The organism is Sphingobium ummariense RL-3, from assembly GCF_000447205.1.
Lineage (GTDB): Bacteria > Pseudomonadota > Alphaproteobacteria > Sphingomonadales > Sphingomonadaceae > Sphingobium > Sphingobium ummariense.
On the sequence record NZ_AUWY01000047.1, the window covers coordinates 76,375 to 96,439 of the forward strand.

Here is a 20,065-nt window from a genome sequence, read left to right on the forward strand (position 1 = left end):
GCGGCGCGGGTTCGGCGCGGCCCGTGGGAGTAGGTCATGTCTGAGCGTTACCAAGCCGCCTATCGCCGCAGCCTCGACGACAGCGAAGGCTTCTGGCTCGATGCTGCCGCCGCGATCGACTGGGACCGCGCGCCTTCGCGCGCCTGGGACGAGGACAAGGGCTGGTTCGCCGACGGGCTGCTCAACACCTGCTACAACGCCGTTGACCGCCATGTGCTGGCGGGGCGCGGCAGCGCCGTCGCGGTGATCCACGAAAGCCCGGTGACGGGAACGCGCCAGGAGATCAGCTACGACGTGCTGCTGGAACAGGTGTCCCGAACGGCCGGCATGCTCGCAGGGCTGGGCGTCGGCAAGGGCGACCGGGTCGTCATCTACATGCCGATGATCCTGCAGACCCTGGTCGCCATGCTGGCTTGCGCCCGGATCGGCGCGATCCATTCGGTGGTGTTCGGCGGCTTCGCGGCGCCGGAACTGGCCAAGCGGATCGACGACGCGAAGCCGAAGCTGCTGCTCACCGCCTCCTGCGGGATCGAGGGGGCCAAGGTCGTCCCCTACAAGCCGCTGGTTGACCATGCGCTGGAGCTGGCGTCGCATTCGGTCGGGCATGTCGTCCTGTTCCAGCGGCCGCAGGCCGCCGCCGCCATGATGGAAGGACGCGACCTCGACTGGTCGGCGTTGCTGGTGCAGGCGTCCACCGTGCCCTGCGTCCCGGTCGCGGCGACCGATCCGCTCTACATCCTATACACCTCCGGCACCACCGGCACGCCCAAAGGCGTCGTCCGCCAGAATGGCGGCCACGCGGTGGCGCTTGCCTGGAGCATGGCGCACATCTACGGCGTCCGTGCGGGCGACGTGTTCTGGGCGGCGTCGGACGTGGGCTGGGTGGTCGGCCACAGCTATATCGTCTACGGGCCGCTGATCGCCGGCTGCACCACATTGCTGTTCGAGGGTAAGCCGGTGGGCACGCCCGATGCCGGCACCTTCTGGAGGACGATCGAGCGCAACGCCGTCGACATCTTCTTCACCGCCCCCACGGCGATCCGCGCCATCCGCAGGGAGGATCCAGAGGCGTCCTTCCTCGCCGAAATCGGTACCGGGCGGCTGCGCGCGATGTTCCTGGCGGGCGAACGCGCAGATCCCGACACGGTGCAGTGGGCCGAGGAAAAGCTACACCGCCCGGTGATCGACCATTGGTGGCAGACGGAGCTGGGTTGGCCGGCCCTCGCCGCCTGCTTCGGCTTGGGTGACAACCGGCGGCGGCCGGGCAGCGCGGGCTTCCCGGTGCCGGGCTACCGTTTCGCCGTGCTGGACGAGAATGGCGTGGAGGTGCCCCTGGGCGCGACCGGCAACATCGTGATCCGGCAGCCACTACCGCCCGGCTGCTATACCAGCCTGTGGAACAACCCAGCGACCTTCGCCCGCTCCTTCGAGGCCTTTCCCGGCTACTACGAGACAGGCGATGCGGGGCATGTGGATGCGGACGGCTTCGTCAACATCATGGGGCGGACCGATGATATCATCAACGTCGCCGGCCATCGCCTTTCGACCGGACAGATGGAGGAGATCGTCGCCCGCCATCCCGCCATTTCCGAATGCGCTGTCGTCGGCGTGGACGACCAGCTGAAGGGCATGATCCCGATGGCCTTCGCTGTGCCCAAGGCAGGCGTGGAACAGCGCGCGGAGCTGTGCCGCGAGATCATCGCCTCGGTGCGCGACGAGTTGGGTCCAGTCGCGGCGCTCAAGCACGTCCATGTGGTCGACGCGCTGCCCAAGACGCGGTCGGGCAAGATCCTGCGCGCAGCCCTGCGCAAGGTCGCCAATGGCGAGCCGATCGAAATGCCACCGACTATCGAGAATCCCGATGCGCTGAGTCGTATTCGCGAACTGTTCGTCCTGCTAGATTTTGCGGACAAAGCTTGACGCGGTGACTCGCTATAGAAATATGGGGCCCATAGGCGCCTCGTCAAAGGATGCAGGACCCCGGCTCATAGATCCAGGGCTCCCACTGGAATCCTTTCACCCGCAGGAAGGCAGAATGAAAGCACTGCGACGGGGATCGCAGCCAGATAGACGAGGCGATGCAGTGTCTGGGCGATTTCGCGGTGGGTGCGCGGGCCGAGATCGACCAGCTCGGCGGCGGGCTCGCGAATGCCGGTCGTCATATAGTCCCGGGGCGATGATCAGGTCGGCGCAGCGATCGTCCTTCCCGCGCACCATTACCTCGTCGCGGACGCGGGCCTTTTCGGCTTCGGGGGTGAAGCGGTCAGCATAGACGACGGTGGTGCCATGCTCGCCCTTGCGGACGTAGCCGCCAGCCTTCAGCGCCTACTTGAAGGTCAGTCAGCCCTGCGAGGGATAGCCATGTTCGATCACCGCGCCCCACAGGATCAGGACATTGACCCCGAATAGCGCCGTGCGGTGAGCGCATTGCGCGGCAGGCCCGGACCGATCGCGCTGCTGCCCGCATCTGGCTGACCCCAAGGCTGAACCCACGGGAAGCGGCCCGCCTCAAGCTCGCCGATGATCCGCGTCGTCACCTCGTCATAAAGGTTTGCGCGGTTCGTCTCGCCCCTGTCGTCTTCCGTTCGTGTCTCAGCCGAAAACCGGCTGTCCACCCTTGTTCGCTTGGAGTTTCCGACCCTTACCGGTCGCGCGATGGCCAGTGGAAGCACGCATCGTCCATCTCCTCAAAACCGCCCCAAAACCACCATGGCCTCCCCGAAAAGCGGGGGCGGCAAGATGCGACCGGAAAGGCCCGCCGCGAGCGGCGCCGGCATCATTTGTGCGATGCTGACGCGTGGCGAGGAATATAAGCTGCAGACCGCATAACGCGGTGCGCTAAAGAGACCCTACAGTGCTGAAGCGCCAAGGGTAGTGAGGCAATTGCTCAGGAGATGATGACGAACCGGTTGTGTACCCGGGATCGGCAAAACCCGCAAAGCGAATGGCGCTTCGAGCGCGTTCGGCTGATTGGGAGCTGCTCCGCGGACTTCATCAGGGCCCGCGATCTCGGATCGCGCAATGAGGCCGTACACATGACTGCAAACGACCCACTTCGTCTAATCGAACGACAATTTAGGCCCAGCCGCTTCGGCGTTTCACCCGACGAGCCGCCATCGTCATAGAGGGTCTGGACGTAGGCGCACGCATTGAAACCGCTTTCCTGTCGCAACAGCGGCTTTGGGGTACGGACAAAGTGGCATGGTCTCGGATTTTCGAGACGCGGTCACAGCCTGCGGTGGAGACGAATGCTCGACCCAATTCACCAGTGAATCCAGGAGATCGAAGCGGTCGAACGCATTTCCCCCGCTGCAGTGGCCCATGCCCGGCACAAGGTACAGCCGCGCGGCACTTCCCCATTTGTCGGGTCCGCCATTCGCTGCCTGCGCGCGCTCAAACCATCCAACCGTGTCCCATGCCGAAAACCACGGATCACTTACACCATGATAGAGAATGAGTTTGCCCCCATGACCCAGAAATGAGCTGAGGTTTGTCCACGGCCAGCTATCAACCAGCCGCTGATTCGCATCGTCCTGCACCTTCTGCCAAAGCGCATCCACATCGATGCTCATATCGCGACGTGGCGGGCCGAGCGGCCCAGGCTTGGCGCTTGGGAGGAAGCCCGAGATAGGATCCGACTCCGCTACGATGCCCGTGTCGTAGGGAAAGCCAGGATAGATTTGCGCGCCGGTGATGCTACGAGGGCCAGCGAAGGCGAACTGCAGTGCGTGGACCTGCTCCTTGGAAAGACAATCCGCTGTTTTCGCGCCGCTACAAGCAAGTATGGCAGGATCAAAACGGCATCCCACAGGATCGGCAATGATCCCATCCTCGCGCCCGTCGCGACCGTCGCAGGCAGCAAGCAGCGCGCGGAGTATCAGCGCCTTGTCGGCGGGCGGGAAGGCCATGTAAGTGATCGGCATTCCCCCTGCATCGCGTGGCGCGATCCGGTTGAAGGCGACCTGCGCGTTGGCCAAGGCCAGATTGGAATGCCCCGTACGCATTGCAGGCGCGCCGGCGATGATGCCATCGAACGCGTCCGGAAAGCGCTGCGCCGCTATCATCGCCTCTTTCCCGCCGGTCGAACAACCGGCGAAATAGCTGCGGGCGGCAGCCCGACCATAGCGCAGCACGATCAGCCGTTTTGCGGCATCTGCCACACGTCCCAGCGCGGCATAGGCAAAATCAAGGCTGGCCCGTTGGTCCTCGCGGAAGGATGCGTCGAAATTCGCACCTTTGTGTCCGCTGTCGGTTGATGCAACTGCAAATCCTCGTGCCAGCGCTGGATTGCCACCTGCCGCAATGTTCCCGGTCGCAGGCCGAACCACGCCATTGAGCCCGCCGCCGCCCTGGAAAAGGAAACGCTCATTCCAGTCGTTCGGGAGCGCGACCTCGAAACCGATGCCATAGGGCTTGCCGCCCACACCCACACGCTGGTCAATCATGCCGCGAATCCGGCAGTAGCCAGGCAGCGCGGGTTCAGTACCTTGCGCGGTTCGCTCCGCCACCGGCGTGGCCTCTGTGACCTGGACGCTATCGCCGAGTTCCGCGTCGGCAAGACTTGCGCAGGGAATCTCCTTTGCAAAGGCACGTGCAGGGCTGCACGCCAGCAAGATTGACAAGGCGACCAACCATCTGCGCATGTCGCGCTCTCCTAAAAGGGTCTCAAACGCTGAACTTCCAAATCGTCACGGTTCCGGCGTCGCCGTCGACGCGTACCCTGTCACCTGTATCGATCAACTCGAGCGGATCGCGGTCCAGTTCTGTAACGCTCGGCACGCGCATCACGACTGCACCCAGCGCGACCTTCGTGGTCATGACGTTGAAGACGAGCGCGAGCGGAGCAGTGCCGGCCAGCCGCGTGGTGTGAAATATGGACGACCAGCCGGACGATCCCTTGGCACCGGGGAAGACGAGTATCTTGCCCGCGAAACTCTGGCCTCTTAGCTCATGGCGGCTCTCGATGATCGTGCCGGACATCGGCGCGACGCCGCCCCAGCCCGAGATCGTCTCTCGCGTGACGAGGGCCTCGCCTTCCGCGACGCCCGGCACGATACCGCGACCCCGCAAGGTGATTGGCGCATCGATGAAGACAGCGTCATTCATACCAGCGCCCCGCGCCATTGTCCGGTGCATGCGGCATCGATGCACTGGGCGGTCGTGCCGTACCATCCTTCCAACCCCATGATAGCCGGGAGATAATGCACTTGCTTGGCGCTATCGACGGCGACGACCCGCGTGCCCGCAGGCACCGCCTGGCTGATCGAGGAACAGGTGTCGGTCATCAGCCGCGCTCCGGCTCTTGACAGGATGGCGGTGTAGCCGCTGGCATCGGCGGTGGCTTTCACCGCACGACTGGTGAAAATCCATAGCGCCGAATTTGCCGAAACCCGCCTGCCTTCGATTAACCGCGCCGCCTGTGCGATTTGTTCGATGGAGTAGTGCGGACAGCCGAGCATCACGAAGTCGACGACCATCGACCGGCCAAGTGCGTTCAACGCGGCATATGTCTCGGCCCGCGCAGTGCTGTCATAAACGAAAGTCTCACCGCGAGGGCGGCCGCCGAACGCCTGCTCGCTGCTCCTTGCTTCCGGCGTTATGCCGACCATGTGGTACATCTCAACCCCGCCGGAAGAGGCGGCAGCCGCACCGAAATGCTTGTGCCGAATGAGATTGGGCGGGCCAATGTGGCCGTCGAGGACGGGAATGGCATCTTGTACCGCAATGCCGACATAATAGCCGAGCATGCCCCACTCGAAGATGTCGTCCACCGGCACATCCACCTGCACCCGGTGCTGGCCGCGACGAAATTCGTCCCGGTGGAAGCCCCAGTCTGGAATGCGTTTGGCCAGCATGGCAGCGCTGGTCGATTCGCGCCCTTCACAGTTGGTGCGGGCGCCGACGACTGAGTTGCAATAGACGACTGCGGAGCTTTCCATCCAGGCGCAATGCTCCCCCATCACCGGCACATTGCCGGCAAGATATGGGGTGCAGGTCTTCAGCACCTGTATGCCGTGCCCGGCGACCTGCGCTTCATCGCTGGCAAAGTTGGCATGCGCTTCGGCGGAGAAGCCCTGCTCGGCCCAAAGTTCGGGGTCCATTCCGCCCTGCAAATGGCATGAGAAGGCGTTCACGCGCGGCACGTCCACCACTTCGTCGGAATCAAGGTCGTAGCGGGAGAACACGGCGCGATAGTCGCCGCCATCGGCAGCATAATATTGCTTGATCCAGGGGGTGGACGAACCGGGCACACCGGCGACATTGTCGGTCTCGACGAAACGGTCAGCGCCCAGCGCATCGGCGTAGCGCACCAGAAGCTCTATCGCCTTCTGCACGGCCGCCCCATCGGACCCGTCGAGCATGGCGCGCTCCTGATCGGTCAGCGCCACCATCAGCGCAGCTCATCGAGGCGCAGGATGAGTTGCGACAGCACCCGTTGCGTCACCGCCAGATCAGCCGGATCGATGTCCTGCAACACCTCCTCACGAAGCTTGCCGGTGATCGCCTTGATGTCCTCGATCACCTGTTCTCCAGCCGGCGTGATCGTGTTGATCGTCACGCGCCGATCGATTTTGCTCTGTTCGCGCGTGACCAGCCCGTCCTGTTCAAGCAGGTGGAGCATCCGCACCATCGTTGGACCTTCTATCCCGACCAGATTGGCCAGCTCTGACACTGACAACTCATGGCCAGAGAAGGCGACCAAAAACAATGTTTCCCACCGCGCCATCGACTGGCCGATCGCGCGTACGCGCTCATTGGCGATTTTGCGCCAGCGTCGCGCGGCCGTGACGAGAGCGCGGGTGAGACGAAAATGCTCACCCGCATGCGACCCGCTCTCATAAGTCGCGTAATAGCGTTGCAGCGAAACCTCAGGCGAATAGCGCTGCTCGTCGTTACGATCCTTCGCGGCTATGCGGCGTGCCTGGATCGTCAGCGGATCGAGCGCGTTCGGGTCGGCGGACTTACGGCCCCGCGTGGGGCGAAGCGGCTTGGTGCTCATTGCGCTCGTCTCCGTTGCAACATCCTCTGCATCTTGGGGAGCATAGACTCCTGCAGCGGCCTCGGACAACGGCGCGAGATCGTCGAGACTCATTTGCTCACCGTCAGAACGGCTCCAGCGGACTGCGGACGGACATCGCGGCGGTAGATGCCGAGCCAGCCGGGTGCTTCCACCGCGTCCATCGTCGGCAAGCTGGGGCGCGAGGCCAGTTCTTCTGCGTCAATATCGACATCGATGCGGCGCGTGGGCACATCAATCACAATCCAGTCGCCATCGCGCACCCTGCCAATCGCCCCGCCTTCTGCCGCCTCCGGCGAGACCTCGGCGATGGTCAAGCCCTTGAGGCAGAGACCGGAAAGCTGGCCGTCCGTGATGAAGGCGGTGTCGCGGGCGAGCCCGGCGGCGTCGATTGCGAACAGAACGGTGGATGCGCCGCCGCCCATCGCGGGACCGCCTTTCACGCCCTGGCCGCGGAGGACGACGACATGGCCGGGCTTCACTTCGCCCCCAGAGATCGCAGCCAGTGCATCCGCAGAACTGTCAAACGTAATTGCGGGGCCAGAAAAGCTTTCTGGTCGCTTCCCATCGGGGATGCCGAGCTTGACGACGGCGCTGTCCATAGCGAGGGAGCCTTTGAGAATGGCGATAGCTGGGCCTGGCGCAATCGGGCGCTCGCGGGGACGAATGATTTCTTCGTCAGCTTGCGCGTCCCGAATGTTCTGCCCGATTGTGGCGCCAGTGCATGTGAGGGCGTCGCCATCGATGAGATCGCCCAATTGCCTCAACATCGCTGCCGCGCCCCCGGCATCCTCGAACTGCTCGATACGAACGGTGCCGTTCGGCCGCACCGCGCTGAGAATGGGCACGTTTGATTTCTCTTCCCAAACCGCGAACATATCGAGGTCCAATCCGCCTTCAACGGCGGTCGCCTGAAGATGCTTGATGGCGTTGATTGATCCCGACACGGCCTGCACCATCGCAGCTGCGTTGCAAAAAGCGGAAGGGGTCATGATCTGACGGGGGCGAAGATCCTCCCGCACCATCTCGACGATGCGCGCGCCACTGCGGCGGGCTGAGTCGAACATCTTTTCGCTGTTGGCGCGCACCGGGGCCGAACCCGGCAGGCACATGCCGAGCGCTTCGACCACGCAGTGCATGGTATTGGCCGTCGCCATGCCCGCACAGACACCGGGGCCGCGCACGGCGTTGGCCGTGATGTCAGACAGGCTGTGCCGGCCCGGCTTGCCGAAGCGGTCTCCGACCATTCCTGCGAACAGGTCCTCAATGTCGACCGGATCGCCCTCGATCTCGCCCGAAGCCTGATAACCGCCAATCACCAGCAGGGTCGGTATGTCGAGCCGCATCGCCGCCATGAGGTGTCCGGGCGGTGTCTTGTCACAAGAGGTCAGGCAAATCATGCCGTCGAGCAATGCGGCCTCTACCTGGGCCTCGATATCGTTCGGTATGAGGTCGCGCGCTCCGAGGATATAGGAGCCCATCCGCGCCGCGCCGGTAATGAAGTCGCTTGGCGCAGTGGTGCGCACCTCAAACGGGATACCGCCGGCGGCTCGGACCGCATCCTTAACCACCCTCGCGACGCCGTCGAGATGCGCGTAGCAGACGGCAAGCTCGGACGAGGTGTTCACGACCGCAATCTTGGGCTTTAGCATGTCCTCATCGGTCAGGCCGAGCGCACGCCAGTGCGCACGGCGGACGGCAGAGGTGACGGAAAGGCTGCGTAATTGGGCGGGCATAATGGGGCTCCGTGACGTCAGGATGCCGGAAGGGCATCGGGAAGGGGCAGGGTGGAGGGAAGACGGCGGCGCCGTACGATCAGGCCGATGCCGATGGCGCAGCCGGCAAGTATGGCTGGGCAAATCGCCAGGAAGGCAAAACTGCGCACGGCGGGCAGGCCGCTGGCCAAGACCATCGCGCCAAGAATTGGCCCTGCGATACCGCCAATCTTGGCAATCGACGTGGCCCAGCCTGCCCCGTTGGCACGGATCGAACTGGCGTAGAAGACGCCGGCGATGCTGAGGATGCCAAAATGCTCCCCGCCCACGATCGAAGTCGCCGCGATCGAAAGCGGCAGGAAAACGCCGGATGACATGTCGACGAGGCCCAGCACAAGCAGGAGAGGAAAAGCGATCAGGGGGTAGGCGGCGATCGCAAATGGCCCCTTGCCGTCAGTAAATCGCATGAGAAGGAGGCCCAGGCCTGCCCCGGCGATGCCCGAAATGGATGCTGCGTAGGCCGCGACATCGCGCTTGAAGCCCAGTTCCTCATAGACCAGCGGCCCCCAGTTGGACTTGAAATACACCGCCAGCGTGCTGGCGATGTAGCCCAACCAGAGGAGTGGGGTCAGCCAGCGCAGGTCACCTTCGAAAAGGCTGCTGACGCGAAACGATCGCTCGTCGATCTTCTCGTCGCCAAGCACGAAACGGTCGTCGGGACTGGCCCGGAGCGTCGGATCCACCCAGTTGAGCGTGGCAGCGATCGTCCCGTGCCGCATTTGCTTGCTGACTAGGAAGCGGACGGATTCCGGCAGGAAGAACAACAGGAATGCCGCGCAGACCAGCGTTGCGGCGCCGCCGAACATGAAGACGCCTTCCCACCCATAATGCGGCGCCAGCCAGACCGTGACCGGACCTGCCATCGCTGTACCCAGGCTGTACCCCATCATGATGACCGTCACGACCGTCGAGCGCATCCGTGTCGGCACGAACTCGATGTTCAGCGCCCATGCTAGCGGCAACATCCCGCCGATCGCAAAGCCATCCACGAAACGCAGCAGCAACAGCGCTTCGTAGCTGCGCGCGAACGCAGTGAGGAACGTCAGAACCCCGAAGGCGAAAGCGGCGGCGACGATCGTCCGCCGCCGCCCGATCCGATCGCCGACATAGGCGAGCGCGAAGCCGCCCACCATCATCCCGAACAGTCCCGCCGAGAAGATGTTGCCGAGCATCATCTTATCCAGCCCCAGTTCGTCGCGCATGTAGGGCGCGGTGAAGCTGATCATCATCATGTCGAACCCGTCGAACACGGTGATGAGCCAGGAAAGGGCTATCAGGCGGTAGTTGAAACCGGTCAGGCCCCGCTTGTCGATGAGGGCGGCGACATCAATCGTGCGGTGCGGGGTCGCCATGGATCAATCCTCGATATTATGCCGGATCCGTTGTTTCAGGCTCGCAAGATCCAGTTGGTGAACGCTTCCCGAGCCTGCCAGGTCGAGCGCGTGTGCGGCAGCCGCTCCCATGGCGATGCATGGACCCATGACCCGAACCGAGGAAAGAGCCGCAGAGTCGGCATCGATGCAGCGGCCGACAGCCACCACATTGTCGGCGCCCGCCACCAGCAGGGATCGTAGCGGCACCGTGTGGATGTGATCGTCAGGGAAGACTTCCCACACATAGCCCTCGCGATTGTGATGCTGCTCGAGCGGCCAGGCGCAGCGGGCGATCGCGTCATCAAAGCGCGTTGCTTCTCGCACCTCGTCCGTAGTGAGGTGATGGGTGCCCACGATCCAGCGCGTCTGACGCACGCCTGGAAGACCGTATGCGCGCACGCTGGCTTTCCCGTAGGCGTCGGGATATTCGGCACGCAGGAAGGCAAGAGTGCGATCGGCTTGCTCCTTTCCATCGATCTGCTTTTCGGCGGCGTCGAAAGGATCGAGCGGCGTCTCTATGTGGGTCATATTCACCATGGCGACATTGCGCCCCGGATAGCGCGCCGAAAAACCGTCGCGACGCATCAGCCCGTAGTCCCCACCCTTGTCCCACAAGCGCTGGGAAACATCTTCTCGGGCAGGCAGATTTGCTTCGTCGAACCCTTCGATGATAAGCATCTGCGAGCCGTAAATCTGACCGTTCTTATGGACCTGACAGTCGAAGCCTGCATCCCAGGTCAGCGCGGCATCGCCCGTTGCATCGACGAAACCAGTGGCCTTGATGCGTACGTCGCCGAAGCGCGTAGCGATATCGAGAGCGATGACGCGGCGACCATCGCGGTGGACATGCCGGATGATAGCTCCCGTCAGCGGCACCACGCCGGCCCCCACGGCGGTTCGCTCAACCCAGCGGCCAAGCGCCACCTCGTTGTACATGGCGACCTTCATGACCCCACCCTGCGTGACATGCAGGTCGCCGCTCGCGCCCAGGTCGTGGAGTATCTCGTCGGCGATGCCGTGGGTGAGCTGCCGTCCACCCTGGCCCGAGGTATAGAGGCCGCAAAACATGCCGATGATCGAATTGACCGCCTGGCCTCCCAGTGTCGGAAGCCCGTCCACTAGAATGACGCTGCGGCCGGCGCGCGCCGCCTCGATAGCGGCAGAGGCGCCCGATGCGCCCGAACCTACGACACAGATGTCGCATTCGCGCTCGATGATGGCTTCCGCTGCCGTTTTTGCGACGATGCGCGTGTCTGGATCGAAGGGACGGTCGAGCATTGCATTCCTTATCGTTTGTGTCGTCAGAAACCGAAGCGGATGCCCGCCTTGTAGGCGCGGCCGACCGGAGAGAAGAGCAGGTTGTTGCCAACGCCGTTGGCACCGGGCACCAGCGGCGGATCCTTGTCGAACAGGTTGTCGATGCCGAAGAAGAACGTCCCGTTGCGGCCCCCGTCCTTCAGGAACTCGATCTGCGTCATCAGATCGACATAGATGGCGTCTGGCACCGAATTGATGTTCGAGCTGTTTGTCGCGGCGACGTTGTAGCCCTCCTGATCGGGGCCAATGAACGAGCTGTTGTAGAAACCGCTCGGAATATAGCGCGCATGGGCCGACACGCTGAGCGCTTCGCGCGACCAGGTCAGCAGGCCGTCGAGGATATAGTCGGGCACACCCGGCACAGTGCCGCCGCGAAGCCCGGTCTGGCCGGCCCGGTCGGTTGAACCGGCGCTGTCGCGCGTGATAAGGTTGTTGGTGATCGTCGCCAAAAGGCGCAGGTCGACATTGCCCATGTCGCCCAGCGGCTGCCGATAAGTCAGCTCCACATCCAGCCCGCGTGTGATGAGCTTGTTCACATTCTGCTGCGTATCGACGATCCGCGTCAGGATGCCGCTCGCATCGCGAGTGACGAGGTTGCAGAACTCGGTCGCACCTTGGAAACAGCGGTCGACGATAGTCTGTCCGCCAATATTGCCGATCGCGTCATCGATCTGAATGTCATAATAATCGACGGAGGCACGTAGCCTGCCAAGCAAGCCCCCGCCACGCGGTTGCAGCACCACGCCTACCGTCCAGGTGTTTGCCACTTCGGGGACAAGGTTAGGATTGGAACCGGAAAGCACGCGCGGCTGGATCTGCGCGCCCCCGTTCTGACGGTCGTTGATAATGCCGAAGCTCTGTGTCGTTGGGCCGAACAGTTCGGCGATATTGGGTGCGCGAATGTCGCGCGATCGCGTGCCGCGGAGCCGCAGCCACTCCACCGGCTCCCAGACCGCGCCAACCTTCCAGGTCGTGGCGTTAACCGTCGATTGATTGTTGGCCCCCTGTCGATTGTAGTGAGTGCGCCGGACCGCGCCGTTGAGGCTGAGTTCACGCAGCAGAGTGATATCGTGCGCAAGCGGCAGTTCGGCTTCGACATAGCCTTCGGTCACCTCGACCTTGCCCTGAACCAGCGATCCACCGCCCTGGAACAGCAGAAGGTTCTGGGAATAGAAATCAGTGTCACCGGTGATCTTATCGCTTCGGAACTCGCCACCGAATGCGACAGAAAGCGGCCCAGCCCAAAGGTCGATGAGCGTACCGTTGAGATTGCCGACGATCACATGCTCGGTCGTGCGGTTCTTCTGAAACGCGTTTGTGCTTACATAGGCTTGTGCCGCCGGCGTGGTCAAATTTCCGAAGGGATTGAGAGGTACGCAGCCGGCCGCAGCGGCCCGTGAAGCAGGGTCGGTGTTCAGGCTGCTGAGTGCGCGGCATACGATCTGACCGGACACAGGATCGCGGACCGCATCGATCGCACGATTGTAATTGCTCGTGATCGAAGCGTTGTAGACCGTGCTATGGAAGTTGTTCCGGCCGAATTCGTAATAGGCGTCCCAGCTCCATCCATCACTGATTTTACCTTTGATCGACGCCACTGTGCGGAACGTTTCGTTACGGGCAAGGGTGCGGCCGACGCCGATGTCGTTGTAGGTGCGGCCCAGCCGGAATGAAGCGATATTGGGGTTTGCGTTGAGGATGCTCCGAATGTTGAGCCTCGGGTCCGGCGATTGCGGCAGTAGGTCGATGAATGCGTTGTCGCGACGGATGACCGTTTCGGCGTCCTTATATTCGCGCACGCCGTGCCGAGCGCGCAGTCGCCCATAGCTTACGTCGAGAGCGGCGGTGATATTAGGACTGATATCCCAGGTCAGCCGGGCATAGGCAGCGACACGCTCGGTTGGGGATTTCAAGGGAAGGGCATCGAAATAGCCATTTTCGCCTTCGCCCTCTCCACCCACCATATAGAGCGAATTGACCGAATTCGCGACAGAGCCAAGGCCTGTCCCATATTGGAAGAAGCGCGCGCTCCCGTCCGGGTTGAAGGTGATGCCGCGAAGCGGGTCCGTGGCGCTGGAGAAGGCAATCCCGGCCGCGTTGCGGGACGAGTTGATGACGCCTCGCCGTGAAATCGTCGAGGGGCGGACGCCGGACAGGATGTTGTTCGCGGGGATGTTGGTGATGCCGGGCGGACGACCAAAGTTGAGCGTCTCGGTGGCGCACCATTCCCGCTCGTAGCAGTTGCCGATGCCGGTGCTCTTTTCATACTCCATGCCTGCTATCAGATGAAGATTGTTGCCAATCTTGGCGCCACCTGCCAGCGAAAGCAGCGTCTGGCGATCATCGCCGCGGTCAGTGATGCCGCTCTGAGCCGAGGCCTTGAAGCCCTCGAGCCGACCATTGATGATAAGGTTGACCACGCCTGCCACAGCATCGGAACCATAGGCGGCGGACGCGCCACCGGTGACAACTTCTGCCCGCTCGAGCAGCACGCTTGGGATGAGGTTGGTGTCAACCGTACCCTGAAGCGTCGCCGGCACGAACCGCTTGCCATCGACCAGCGTCAGCGTGCGAACGGGACCCAAGCCGCGTAAGTCGAGGATGCGCCCCCCAATGTATCCCGTTTCGCTAAGGCCTTGGGAGGCCGGCCCAGTCGTGGCGCGGAACGAAGGCAGTTCGTTCAGCGCATCACCGATGTTCGTGACGCCGCGCTGTTCAAGGCGATCCGCGCCAACCACGGACACCGGTGTAGGAGCCGAAAAGCCGCTGCGCGCAATACGTGATCCGGTAACCACGATGTCGGCAGGGGTTACCGGAGATTCTGCATCGGCAGGGGCGGTGACGACCGACTTATCCTCTTGAGATGCCTCCTGTGCCAGCGTCGTCGAGCCGACAAACGCTGCATATGCGGATCCAAGCATCAATGCCGCGCGAGTGACACTTTTCGCCATTACCCCTCTCCCTCGTAATTTTATATAGAAAGCATCCTATATAAATTTCGTGGTGTCAACGTCAGATTTGGCTGGCCATCTCGTTGATCGAAAGACTTACAAGGAAAGACGCTCCGCCGCGCTCGCGGAGTGGCAATCCATCGCGAGCTAGCCCTCTGCCCTCCCGGCCCCAAATGCATCCGGTGGAGACCAGTTCGCGTTGGACTGACAGAACCGCACCGGCAGATCGTCGAAGGATCGGGCAATGCCGTGATCGCCGAATTTCTCAAGCGGCTGAACGTCCCCATCCACCGCCTTCTCTTTGAGAGCTTTTACGACGAAAGACGCTTGTGGACCGCCAATGCGGATCATCAGAACATGGTGCGGCTGATCATGGCCGGCGATGCCGATGGGGCGGAAGCGGCCATACGCAGCCATATCGGCAAGGGTTTCGAAACGCTTTCGAAGATCGAGAGCGAATTTTACAGCTGAAACAGTATCAGCGGCGTGCCCCGGAAACCTGTCTGGCGCGGCCCGGCCGGATCGCGCCGCCACGCCATCTCAGCCGCCCTGCTCTGCTCCACCCGCAGCGATCGCAGTCAGCATCGCGCGCAACGGCCCTTGGTCGCAACCGTTCAATATTTCATCGAAGCGTCGCTCATGCTCGTCCATGATGGCATCGGCGCGGGATCGCATCGCTTCGCCCGCGTCCGTCAAACTCAGAGCGAGCGAGCGTCCATCGACCGGCGACTTGGCGAGATAGCCCTTTGCGGCCAGTGAGGAGATCAGCGGCGCCATGTTGGCCCGCTTGATGCCCAGCACCCTACCCAGATCGCTTTGAATACAGCCTGGATTGGCACCCACAAGGATCAGGATCGTCGCCTCTACGGGCCGAAGTCCGATTTCGGCCAGCCCCCCTCCCAGATCCGCCATCATGGCGGACGATGCGCGACGCAACAGATAGCCCAGCCGGGATATGATGGGATCATTGAGGGGCGAGGCCAGATTGGATCGGTCCATCACCCCGCATTATTGCCGTTGCCCGCCTCAATCAACATTGCTATGTTTCATAGCAATAATAAGGAGCGAGGATATGCCTGCATCGGAAATTCAGCTGATTATCGGCGCCGAATCACGCGCCGGCGCTGCGCAATTCGAGCGCGTCGATCCGGTAACGGGCCAGGTTGCAACGCTTGCCGCCGCAGCCGGTCCGGACGACGCGATCGCTGCTGTCGATGCCGCCAAGGACGCCTTCCCGCGCTGGTCGGCCATGGGTCCCAACGCCCGCCGTGCGGCGCTGATGAAGGCGGCAGATCGGCTGGAAGCGAAGGCTGGCGATTTTGTCGAGGCGATGATGCAGGAAATCGGCGCGACCGAAGGCTGGGCGCGTTTCAACCTGATGCTCTCCGCCTCCATGGTGCGGGAAGCAGCCGGCCTCACCACCCAGATTGGCGGCGAGGTCATCCCATCCGATAAGCCGGGCTGCATCGCCATGGCGATCCGCGAGCCCGCTGGGGTGGTGTTGTCCATAGCGCCCTGGAATGCTCCGATCATTCTGGCGACGCGCGCTATCGCGGTGCCGCTCGCCTGCGGCAATACGGTGGTGCTCAAGGCGTCGGAACAGTGCCCGCGCACCCATGGCCTCATCATACAGGCCTTTGTCGAAGCCGGGCTTGACGGCGGCATCGTCAACCTCATCACCAACGCCCCACAGGATGCTGCGGAGGTCGTCGGAGCGATGATCGACCATCCGGCTGTCCGTCGCGTCAACTTCACCGGATCGACCGCGGTAGGCAAGATCGTCGCCAAACGCTGTGCCGAGAGTCTGAAGCCTGTCCTGCTCGAACTGGGCGGCAAGGCGCCGTTGATCGTGCTGGAGGATGCCGATCTCGACGAAGCGGTGAAGGCCGCGGCCTTCGGCGCCTTCATGAATCAGGGCCAGATCTGCATGTCGACCGAGCGCATCATCGTGGTCGACGCCGTTGCGGATGCATTCGCCGAGAAATTCCAGGTAAAGGTCGGCACCATGCCGGTCGGCGACCCGCGCGAGGGCAAGACCCCGCTGGGCGCGGTGGTCGACAGCCACACCGTCGCGCATGTGCGATCGCTGATCGAGGACGCGCTGGCGTCCGGAGCGTGGCAACTGAACGGCGGCGATGCCAACGGTGTGCTGATGCCGGCGCATGTGATCGATGGCGTGACGCCCCAGATGAAGCTGTTCCAGGACGAAAGCTTCGGTCCGGTGGTCGGCATCGTCCGTGCGCGCGACGAGGCGCATGCCATCGAACTGGCGAACGATACCGAATATGGGCTGTCGGCATCGGTGTTCACGCGTGACGCCGCGCGGGGCCTGAAGGTGGCGCGCCAGATCCAGTCGGGCATCTGCCACGTCAACGGTCCGACCGTGCATGACGAAGCGCAGATGCCCTTCGGCGGCGTCAAGGCGTCGGGCTACGGCAAATTCGGGGGCAAGGCCGGCATCGATAGCTTCACCGAGCTGCGCTGGATCACCATCGAAACCGAGCCGGGCCATTACCCGATCTGATCTTCCTGATTTCCGGAGAACAACATGACCAATATCCTGCAAGTCGAGGGCGTGGAGCAAACCGAACTCGAAACCGTCGCCTTCACTGTCGAGGACGGCATCGCATGGGTCAGCTTCAACCGCGCCGAAAAGCGCAATTGCATGTCCCCTCGCCTCAACCGCCAGATGATGCGCGTTCTCGACGAGCTGGAGTTTCGCGACGATGTCGGCGTGCTGGTCCTGACCGGCGAGGGGACTGCATGGACCGCGGGCATGGACCTGAAGGAATATTTCCGTGAGACCGAAGTGCTGGGGCTCAAGGGCACCCGGAACGCCCAGCGGGAAAGCTACGGATGGTGGCGCCGCCTGCGCTGGTATCAAAAGCCGACCATCGCCATGGTCAACGGCTGGTGTTTCGGCGGCGGCTATGGCCCGCTCTTCGCCTGCGATCTCGCCTTTGCGGCGGAGGAAGCGCAGTTCGGCCTCTCGGAAATCAACTGGGGCATATTGCCCGGGGGCGGCGCGGCCAAGGTCGCGGTGGAGCTGACCAGCTTCCGCAATGCCATGTATCATTCGCTGATGGGCGAGAATGTGGATGGCAGGAAGGCCGCGGAATGGGGCTTCGTCAACGAAGCGCTTCCGCTCGCCCAGCTCAAGGACCGGGTGACGGAAGTGGCGAAAGTGCTGCTGACCAAGAATCCGGTCGCGCTCAAGGCCACGAAGGACGCCATCCGCCGGGTGCGTGAAATGACCTATGACAATGCCGAGGACTATCTGGTCCGCGCGCAGGAAGCGGCCAACAGCTACGACAATCAGGGCCGCAAGGAAGGCATCAAGCAGTTCATCGACGACAAGAGCTACAAGCCGGGCCTGGGCGCCTACGACAAGTCGAAGCAAGGCGCCTGATCGGCCCGCTTGTCCTAGTCGGAAATATATATTCGGGAGAGCCAATGATGGTCGAGACGCTCAATCCGCCCGTCGACGATTTGCCAGAATCTGCGGACCGCCATCGGATAGATCGGCTGCTTCGTCCCCGATCCGTCGCCATCGTGGGCGCATCCGACAAGCCCGGAGCGCTGGGCGCTTCGGTCCTCTCCAATCTGGACCGCAACGGCTTCAGTGGCGAAGTCCACCTCATCAACCCCAAGCGGTCGGAAATCGGAGGACGCCCCTGCCTTCCCTCGATCGACGCTTTGCCCGAAGCAGTCGACGTGGCCGTGCTCGCTATTCCACGTGCGGCGGTGATCGACACGATCAAGGCGCTGGCGATGCGCCAGGTGGGGGCAGCGATCATCTTTTCCGCAGGTTTTGCCGAGGGCGGCGAGGAAGGCCTTGCCGAGCAGCGCGAGATCGGACGGATCGCGCGGGAAGCCGGCATGGTCGTAGAAGGACCGAACTGCCTTGGCATGACCAATTTCATCGACCGGGTGCCGCTGACCTTTGTGGAAACGGACGCGCGGCCATTGGGCGAAAGGGCGGGTATCGGCGTCGTATCACAGAGCGGCGCGATGGCCTGCGTTCTCTGCACCACACTGGCAAGCCGAGATCTTGGCCTGTCCTTCTCCGTCTCGACCGGTAACGAGGCCGCGAGCGGCGTCGAAGACTATGTCGATTATCTCCTGGACGATCCGTCCACGCAGGTCATCGCCATGATCGTCGAGCAGTTTCGCGATCCGCAACGTTTCCTTGCTGCGGCGAGGCGGGCACGCTTGCTCGGGAAAACGATCGTGCTGCTGCATCCGGGCAAGAGCAGCGCGGCGCGCCAGTCCGCAGCGACACATACTGGCGCCATGGCGGGCGACTATCAGGTGATGCGCGTGAAGGTGGCGCGTGCGGGCGTGGTTCTCGCCGAAACGCTGGAGGAACTGGGCGACATTGCGGAGATCGCCCTGCGCTGTCCTTCCGTGCCAGCAAGCGGCGTGGCCGTGCTGGGAGAGTCGGGCGCGTTCAAGGCGCTCACCCTGGATCTATGCGAAGCCCTTGGGCTCGACCTGCCCCCCGTGGACGACCAAAGCGCCCCTACCCTGCGCGCCGCGTTGCCGGATTTCGTTGGCGTCTCCAACCCCCTCGATCTCACCGCGCAGGGACTCGTCGATCCGGACCTCTACTATCGCACTCTGGCCGCGCTGTTCGCAGACGACCGCTTCGGCAGCCTAGTCGCAGGGATCATTCAGACCGATCCCGTGACCGTCGGCATCAAGCTGCCGCCCATCCTGCGCGCGGTCCGCGAGTTGAAGCCGACCAAGCCCCTGATCTTCGCTGGCCTGGATGAAGGCGCGGCAATGCCTGCCACCTATGTCGATCAGCTTCGCGCGCTCGGCATCCCCTATTTCCCGTCCACCGAACGGGCATTCCGGGCGCTCAAACGCCTGAACGAACGCGCGCGGCTGGATTTTTCCGTCCGTCCTCCCCGGCTATTCGACGCGGTCGATCTTCCCCCATCGGGCGGCGTCATCCCGGAATATCGCGCGAAAGCGATATTGTCGCCGCTCGGCATAGCCTTTCCCGTCGGCGCCTTCTGCACCAGCCTGGAACAGGCCCTCGTCGAAGCGGAGCGCATGGGCTATCCGGTCGCGCTCAAGGCGCAGTCGCCAGACCTCAGCCACAAGAGCGATGCCGGCGGCGTCATTCTGAACCTGCGCGACGTGCAGGAACTGCGCGAGGGGTGGGATCGCCTCTGGGCCGATGTCGCGGCCTATGACGCCGGGCTGATGCTGGACGGCGCATTGATGGAGCGCATGGGGGAGCGCGGCGTCGAACTCATCATCGGTGCGAAGAACGATCCGGACTGGGGTCCGGTAATACTGGCAGGCTTCGGCGGCGTGACGGCCGAAATCCTGCACGACGTTCGCCTGATGACGCCAGACCTCCCGCGCGAAGAGATCATAGCCGAACTGCAATGTCTGCAGCAGGCGGTGCTCCTGCGGGGGTTCCGCGGATCGCCGGCACTGGATGTCGAGGCCGTAGCCACCGTCGTCGCCACGCTGGGCGATCTCATGATGGCACAGCCGTCGATCCAGGAGATCGATCTCAACCCCGTCATCGTTTATCCCAAAGGAAAAGGAGTGGTCGCGTTGGATGCCCTGATGCTGACGACGCCTCAGGCAGGATAAGGGGAAGGATGAGCA

Annotated in this window: 15 protein-coding genes and 1 pseudogene; 5 read left to right on the plus strand and 11 right to left on the minus strand. The window is 63.0% G+C overall.

Annotation, left to right across the window (positions count from 1 at the left end; translation table 11 throughout):
• Positions 1-36 precede the first annotated feature (36 nt).
• Positions 37-1,920: an AMP-binding protein gene (locus M529_RS30270; protein ID WP_021317010.1), complete on the plus strand. Its 1,884-nt coding sequence runs from the start codon at positions 37-39 to the stop codon at positions 1,918-1,920.
• A gap of 65 nt (positions 1,921-1,985) precedes the next feature.
• Here M529_RS30270 and M529_RS50215 read toward each other — a convergent pair whose 3' ends face one another.
• From M529_RS50215 to M529_RS30310, 10 genes and pseudogenes are all read right to left on the minus strand, one after another.
• Entirely contained in the window at positions 1,986-2,162 is a 177-nt protein-coding gene (locus M529_RS50215) for a hypothetical protein (RefSeq protein ID WP_021317011.1), read from the minus strand.
• A 61-nt stretch (positions 2,163-2,223) separates the two neighbouring features.
• Positions 2,224-2,615: pseudogene (locus tag M529_RS48215) on the minus strand (ArdC-like ssDNA-binding domain-containing protein); the annotation flags it as partial.
• Positions 2,616-3,119: 504 nt separating this feature from the next.
• Positions 3,120-4,643, minus strand: coding sequence for a tannase/feruloyl esterase family alpha/beta hydrolase (locus tag M529_RS30280; protein ID WP_084490884.1), 1,524 nt, complete (start codon positions 4,641-4,643; stop codon positions 3,120-3,122).
• 22 nt (positions 4,644-4,665) lie between these two features.
• On the minus strand, positions 4,666-5,106 hold the full coding sequence (locus M529_RS30285) for an aconitase X swivel domain-containing protein (RefSeq protein WP_021317015.1): 441 nt from the start codon (positions 5,104-5,106) through the stop codon (positions 4,666-4,668).
• On the minus strand, positions 5,103-6,392 hold the full coding sequence (locus M529_RS30290; protein ID WP_021317016.1) for an aconitase X: 1,290 nt from the start codon (positions 6,390-6,392) through the stop codon (positions 5,103-5,105). Before M529_RS30290 ends, M529_RS30285 begins: the two co-directional genes overlap by 4 nt.
• Complete coding sequence (locus M529_RS0124310) at positions 6,392-7,093, minus strand: MarR family winged helix-turn-helix transcriptional regulator (protein ID WP_084490887.1); 702 nt, start codon at positions 7,091-7,093, stop codon at positions 6,392-6,394. Before M529_RS0124310 ends, M529_RS30290 begins: the two co-directional genes overlap by 1 nt.
• Positions 7,090-8,754, minus strand: coding sequence for a dihydroxy-acid dehydratase (locus M529_RS30295; protein WP_021317018.1), 1,665 nt, complete (start codon positions 8,752-8,754; stop codon positions 7,090-7,092). The genes M529_RS0124310 and M529_RS30295 overlap by 4 nt, the downstream gene beginning before the upstream one ends.
• Before the next feature lie 17 nt (positions 8,755-8,771).
• Positions 8,772-10,145, minus strand: coding sequence for an MFS transporter (locus tag M529_RS30300; protein WP_021317019.1), 1,374 nt, complete (start codon positions 10,143-10,145; stop codon positions 8,772-8,774).
• A 3-nt stretch (positions 10,146-10,148) separates the two neighbouring features.
• Positions 10,149-11,444 (minus strand): FAD-dependent oxidoreductase, encoded by a 1,296-nt coding sequence (locus tag M529_RS30305; protein ID WP_021317020.1) that lies wholly within the window; start codon positions 11,442-11,444, stop codon positions 10,149-10,151.
• A 23-nt stretch (positions 11,445-11,467) separates the two neighbouring features.
• Positions 11,468-14,434, minus strand: a complete 2,967-nt coding sequence (locus tag M529_RS30310; protein WP_084490890.1) for a TonB-dependent receptor domain-containing protein — start codon at positions 14,432-14,434, stop codon at positions 11,468-11,470.
• 129 nt (positions 14,435-14,563) lie between these two features.
• On the opposite strand from M529_RS30310, the gene M529_RS50525 reads away from it, so the two are divergent.
• Positions 14,564-14,905 carry an FCD domain-containing protein gene (locus tag M529_RS50525; protein WP_084490893.1) on the plus strand — a complete coding sequence of 114 codons (342 nt, stop codon included), beginning with the start codon at positions 14,564-14,566 and terminating at the stop codon, positions 14,903-14,905.
• Between the two features lie 69 nt (positions 14,906-14,974).
• Here the strand turns inward: M529_RS50525 and M529_RS30320 are convergent, their stop codons facing one another.
• The gene (locus M529_RS30320) at positions 14,975-15,433 is read right to left on the minus strand and encodes a MarR family winged helix-turn-helix transcriptional regulator (RefSeq protein ID WP_021317023.1); all 459 of its coding nucleotides are present in this window, start codon (positions 15,431-15,433) and stop codon (positions 14,975-14,977) included.
• 73 nt (positions 15,434-15,506) lie between these two features.
• On the opposite strand from M529_RS30320, the gene M529_RS30325 reads away from it, so the two are divergent.
• Genes M529_RS30325 through M529_RS30335 form a run of 3 tightly spaced genes read left to right on the plus strand, consistent with a single transcriptional unit; the run spans position 15,507 to position 20,050 of the window.
• Complete coding sequence (locus tag M529_RS30325; protein WP_021317024.1) at positions 15,507-16,958, plus strand: aldehyde dehydrogenase; 1,452 nt, start codon at positions 15,507-15,509, stop codon at positions 16,956-16,958.
• A 24-nt stretch (positions 16,959-16,982) separates the two neighbouring features.
• Positions 16,983-17,843 (plus strand): p-hydroxycinnamoyl CoA hydratase/lyase, encoded by an 861-nt coding sequence (locus tag M529_RS30330; protein WP_021317025.1) that lies wholly within the window; start codon positions 16,983-16,985, stop codon positions 17,841-17,843.
• 47 nt (positions 17,844-17,890) lie between these two features.
• The gene (locus M529_RS30335) at positions 17,891-20,050 is read left to right on the plus strand and encodes an acetate--CoA ligase family protein (RefSeq protein WP_236617654.1); all 2,160 of its coding nucleotides are present in this window, start codon (positions 17,891-17,893) and stop codon (positions 20,048-20,050) included.
• The last annotated feature ends 15 nt before the right edge of the window (positions 20,051-20,065 follow it).

Coding starts and splice junctions, on each gene's coding strand:
- M529_RS50215 (WP_021317011.1), bottom strand. CDS start 2,162: ATGACGACCGGCATTCGCGAGCCCGCCGCCGAGCTGGTCGATCTCGGC.
- M529_RS30270 (WP_021317010.1), top strand. CDS start 37: ATGTCTGAGCGTTACCAAGCCGCCTATCGCCGCAGCCTCGACGACAGC.
- M529_RS30310 (WP_084490890.1), bottom strand. CDS start 14,434: ATGGCGAAAAGTGTCACTCGCGCGGCATTGATGCTTGGATCCGCATAT.
- M529_RS30320 (WP_021317023.1), bottom strand. CDS start 15,433: ATGGACCGATCCAATCTGGCCTCGCCCCTCAATGATCCCATCATATCC.
- M529_RS30300 (WP_021317019.1), bottom strand. CDS start 10,145: ATGGCGACCCCGCACCGCACGATTGATGTCGCCGCCCTCATCGACAAG.
- M529_RS30290 (WP_021317016.1), bottom strand. CDS start 6,392: ATGGTGGCGCTGACCGATCAGGAGCGCGCCATGCTCGACGGGTCCGAT.
- M529_RS30280 (WP_084490884.1), bottom strand. CDS start 4,643: ATGCGCAGATGGTTGGTCGCCTTGTCAATCTTGCTGGCGTGCAGCCCT.
- M529_RS30330 (WP_021317025.1), top strand. CDS start 16,983: ATGACCAATATCCTGCAAGTCGAGGGCGTGGAGCAAACCGAACTCGAA.
- M529_RS30325 (WP_021317024.1), top strand. CDS start 15,507: ATGCCTGCATCGGAAATTCAGCTGATTATCGGCGCCGAATCACGCGCC.
- M529_RS0124310 (WP_084490887.1), bottom strand. CDS start 7,093: ATGAGTCTCGACGATCTCGCGCCGTTGTCCGAGGCCGCTGCAGGAGTC.
- M529_RS30305 (WP_021317020.1), bottom strand. CDS start 11,444: ATGCTCGACCGTCCCTTCGATCCAGACACGCGCATCGTCGCAAAAACG.
- M529_RS30285 (WP_021317015.1), bottom strand. CDS start 5,106: ATGAATGACGCTGTCTTCATCGATGCGCCAATCACCTTGCGGGGTCGC.
- M529_RS30295 (WP_021317018.1), bottom strand. CDS start 8,754: ATGCCCGCCCAATTACGCAGCCTTTCCGTCACCTCTGCCGTCCGCCGT.
- M529_RS30335 (WP_236617654.1), top strand. CDS start 17,891: ATGGTCGAGACGCTCAATCCGCCCGTCGACGATTTGCCAGAATCTGCG.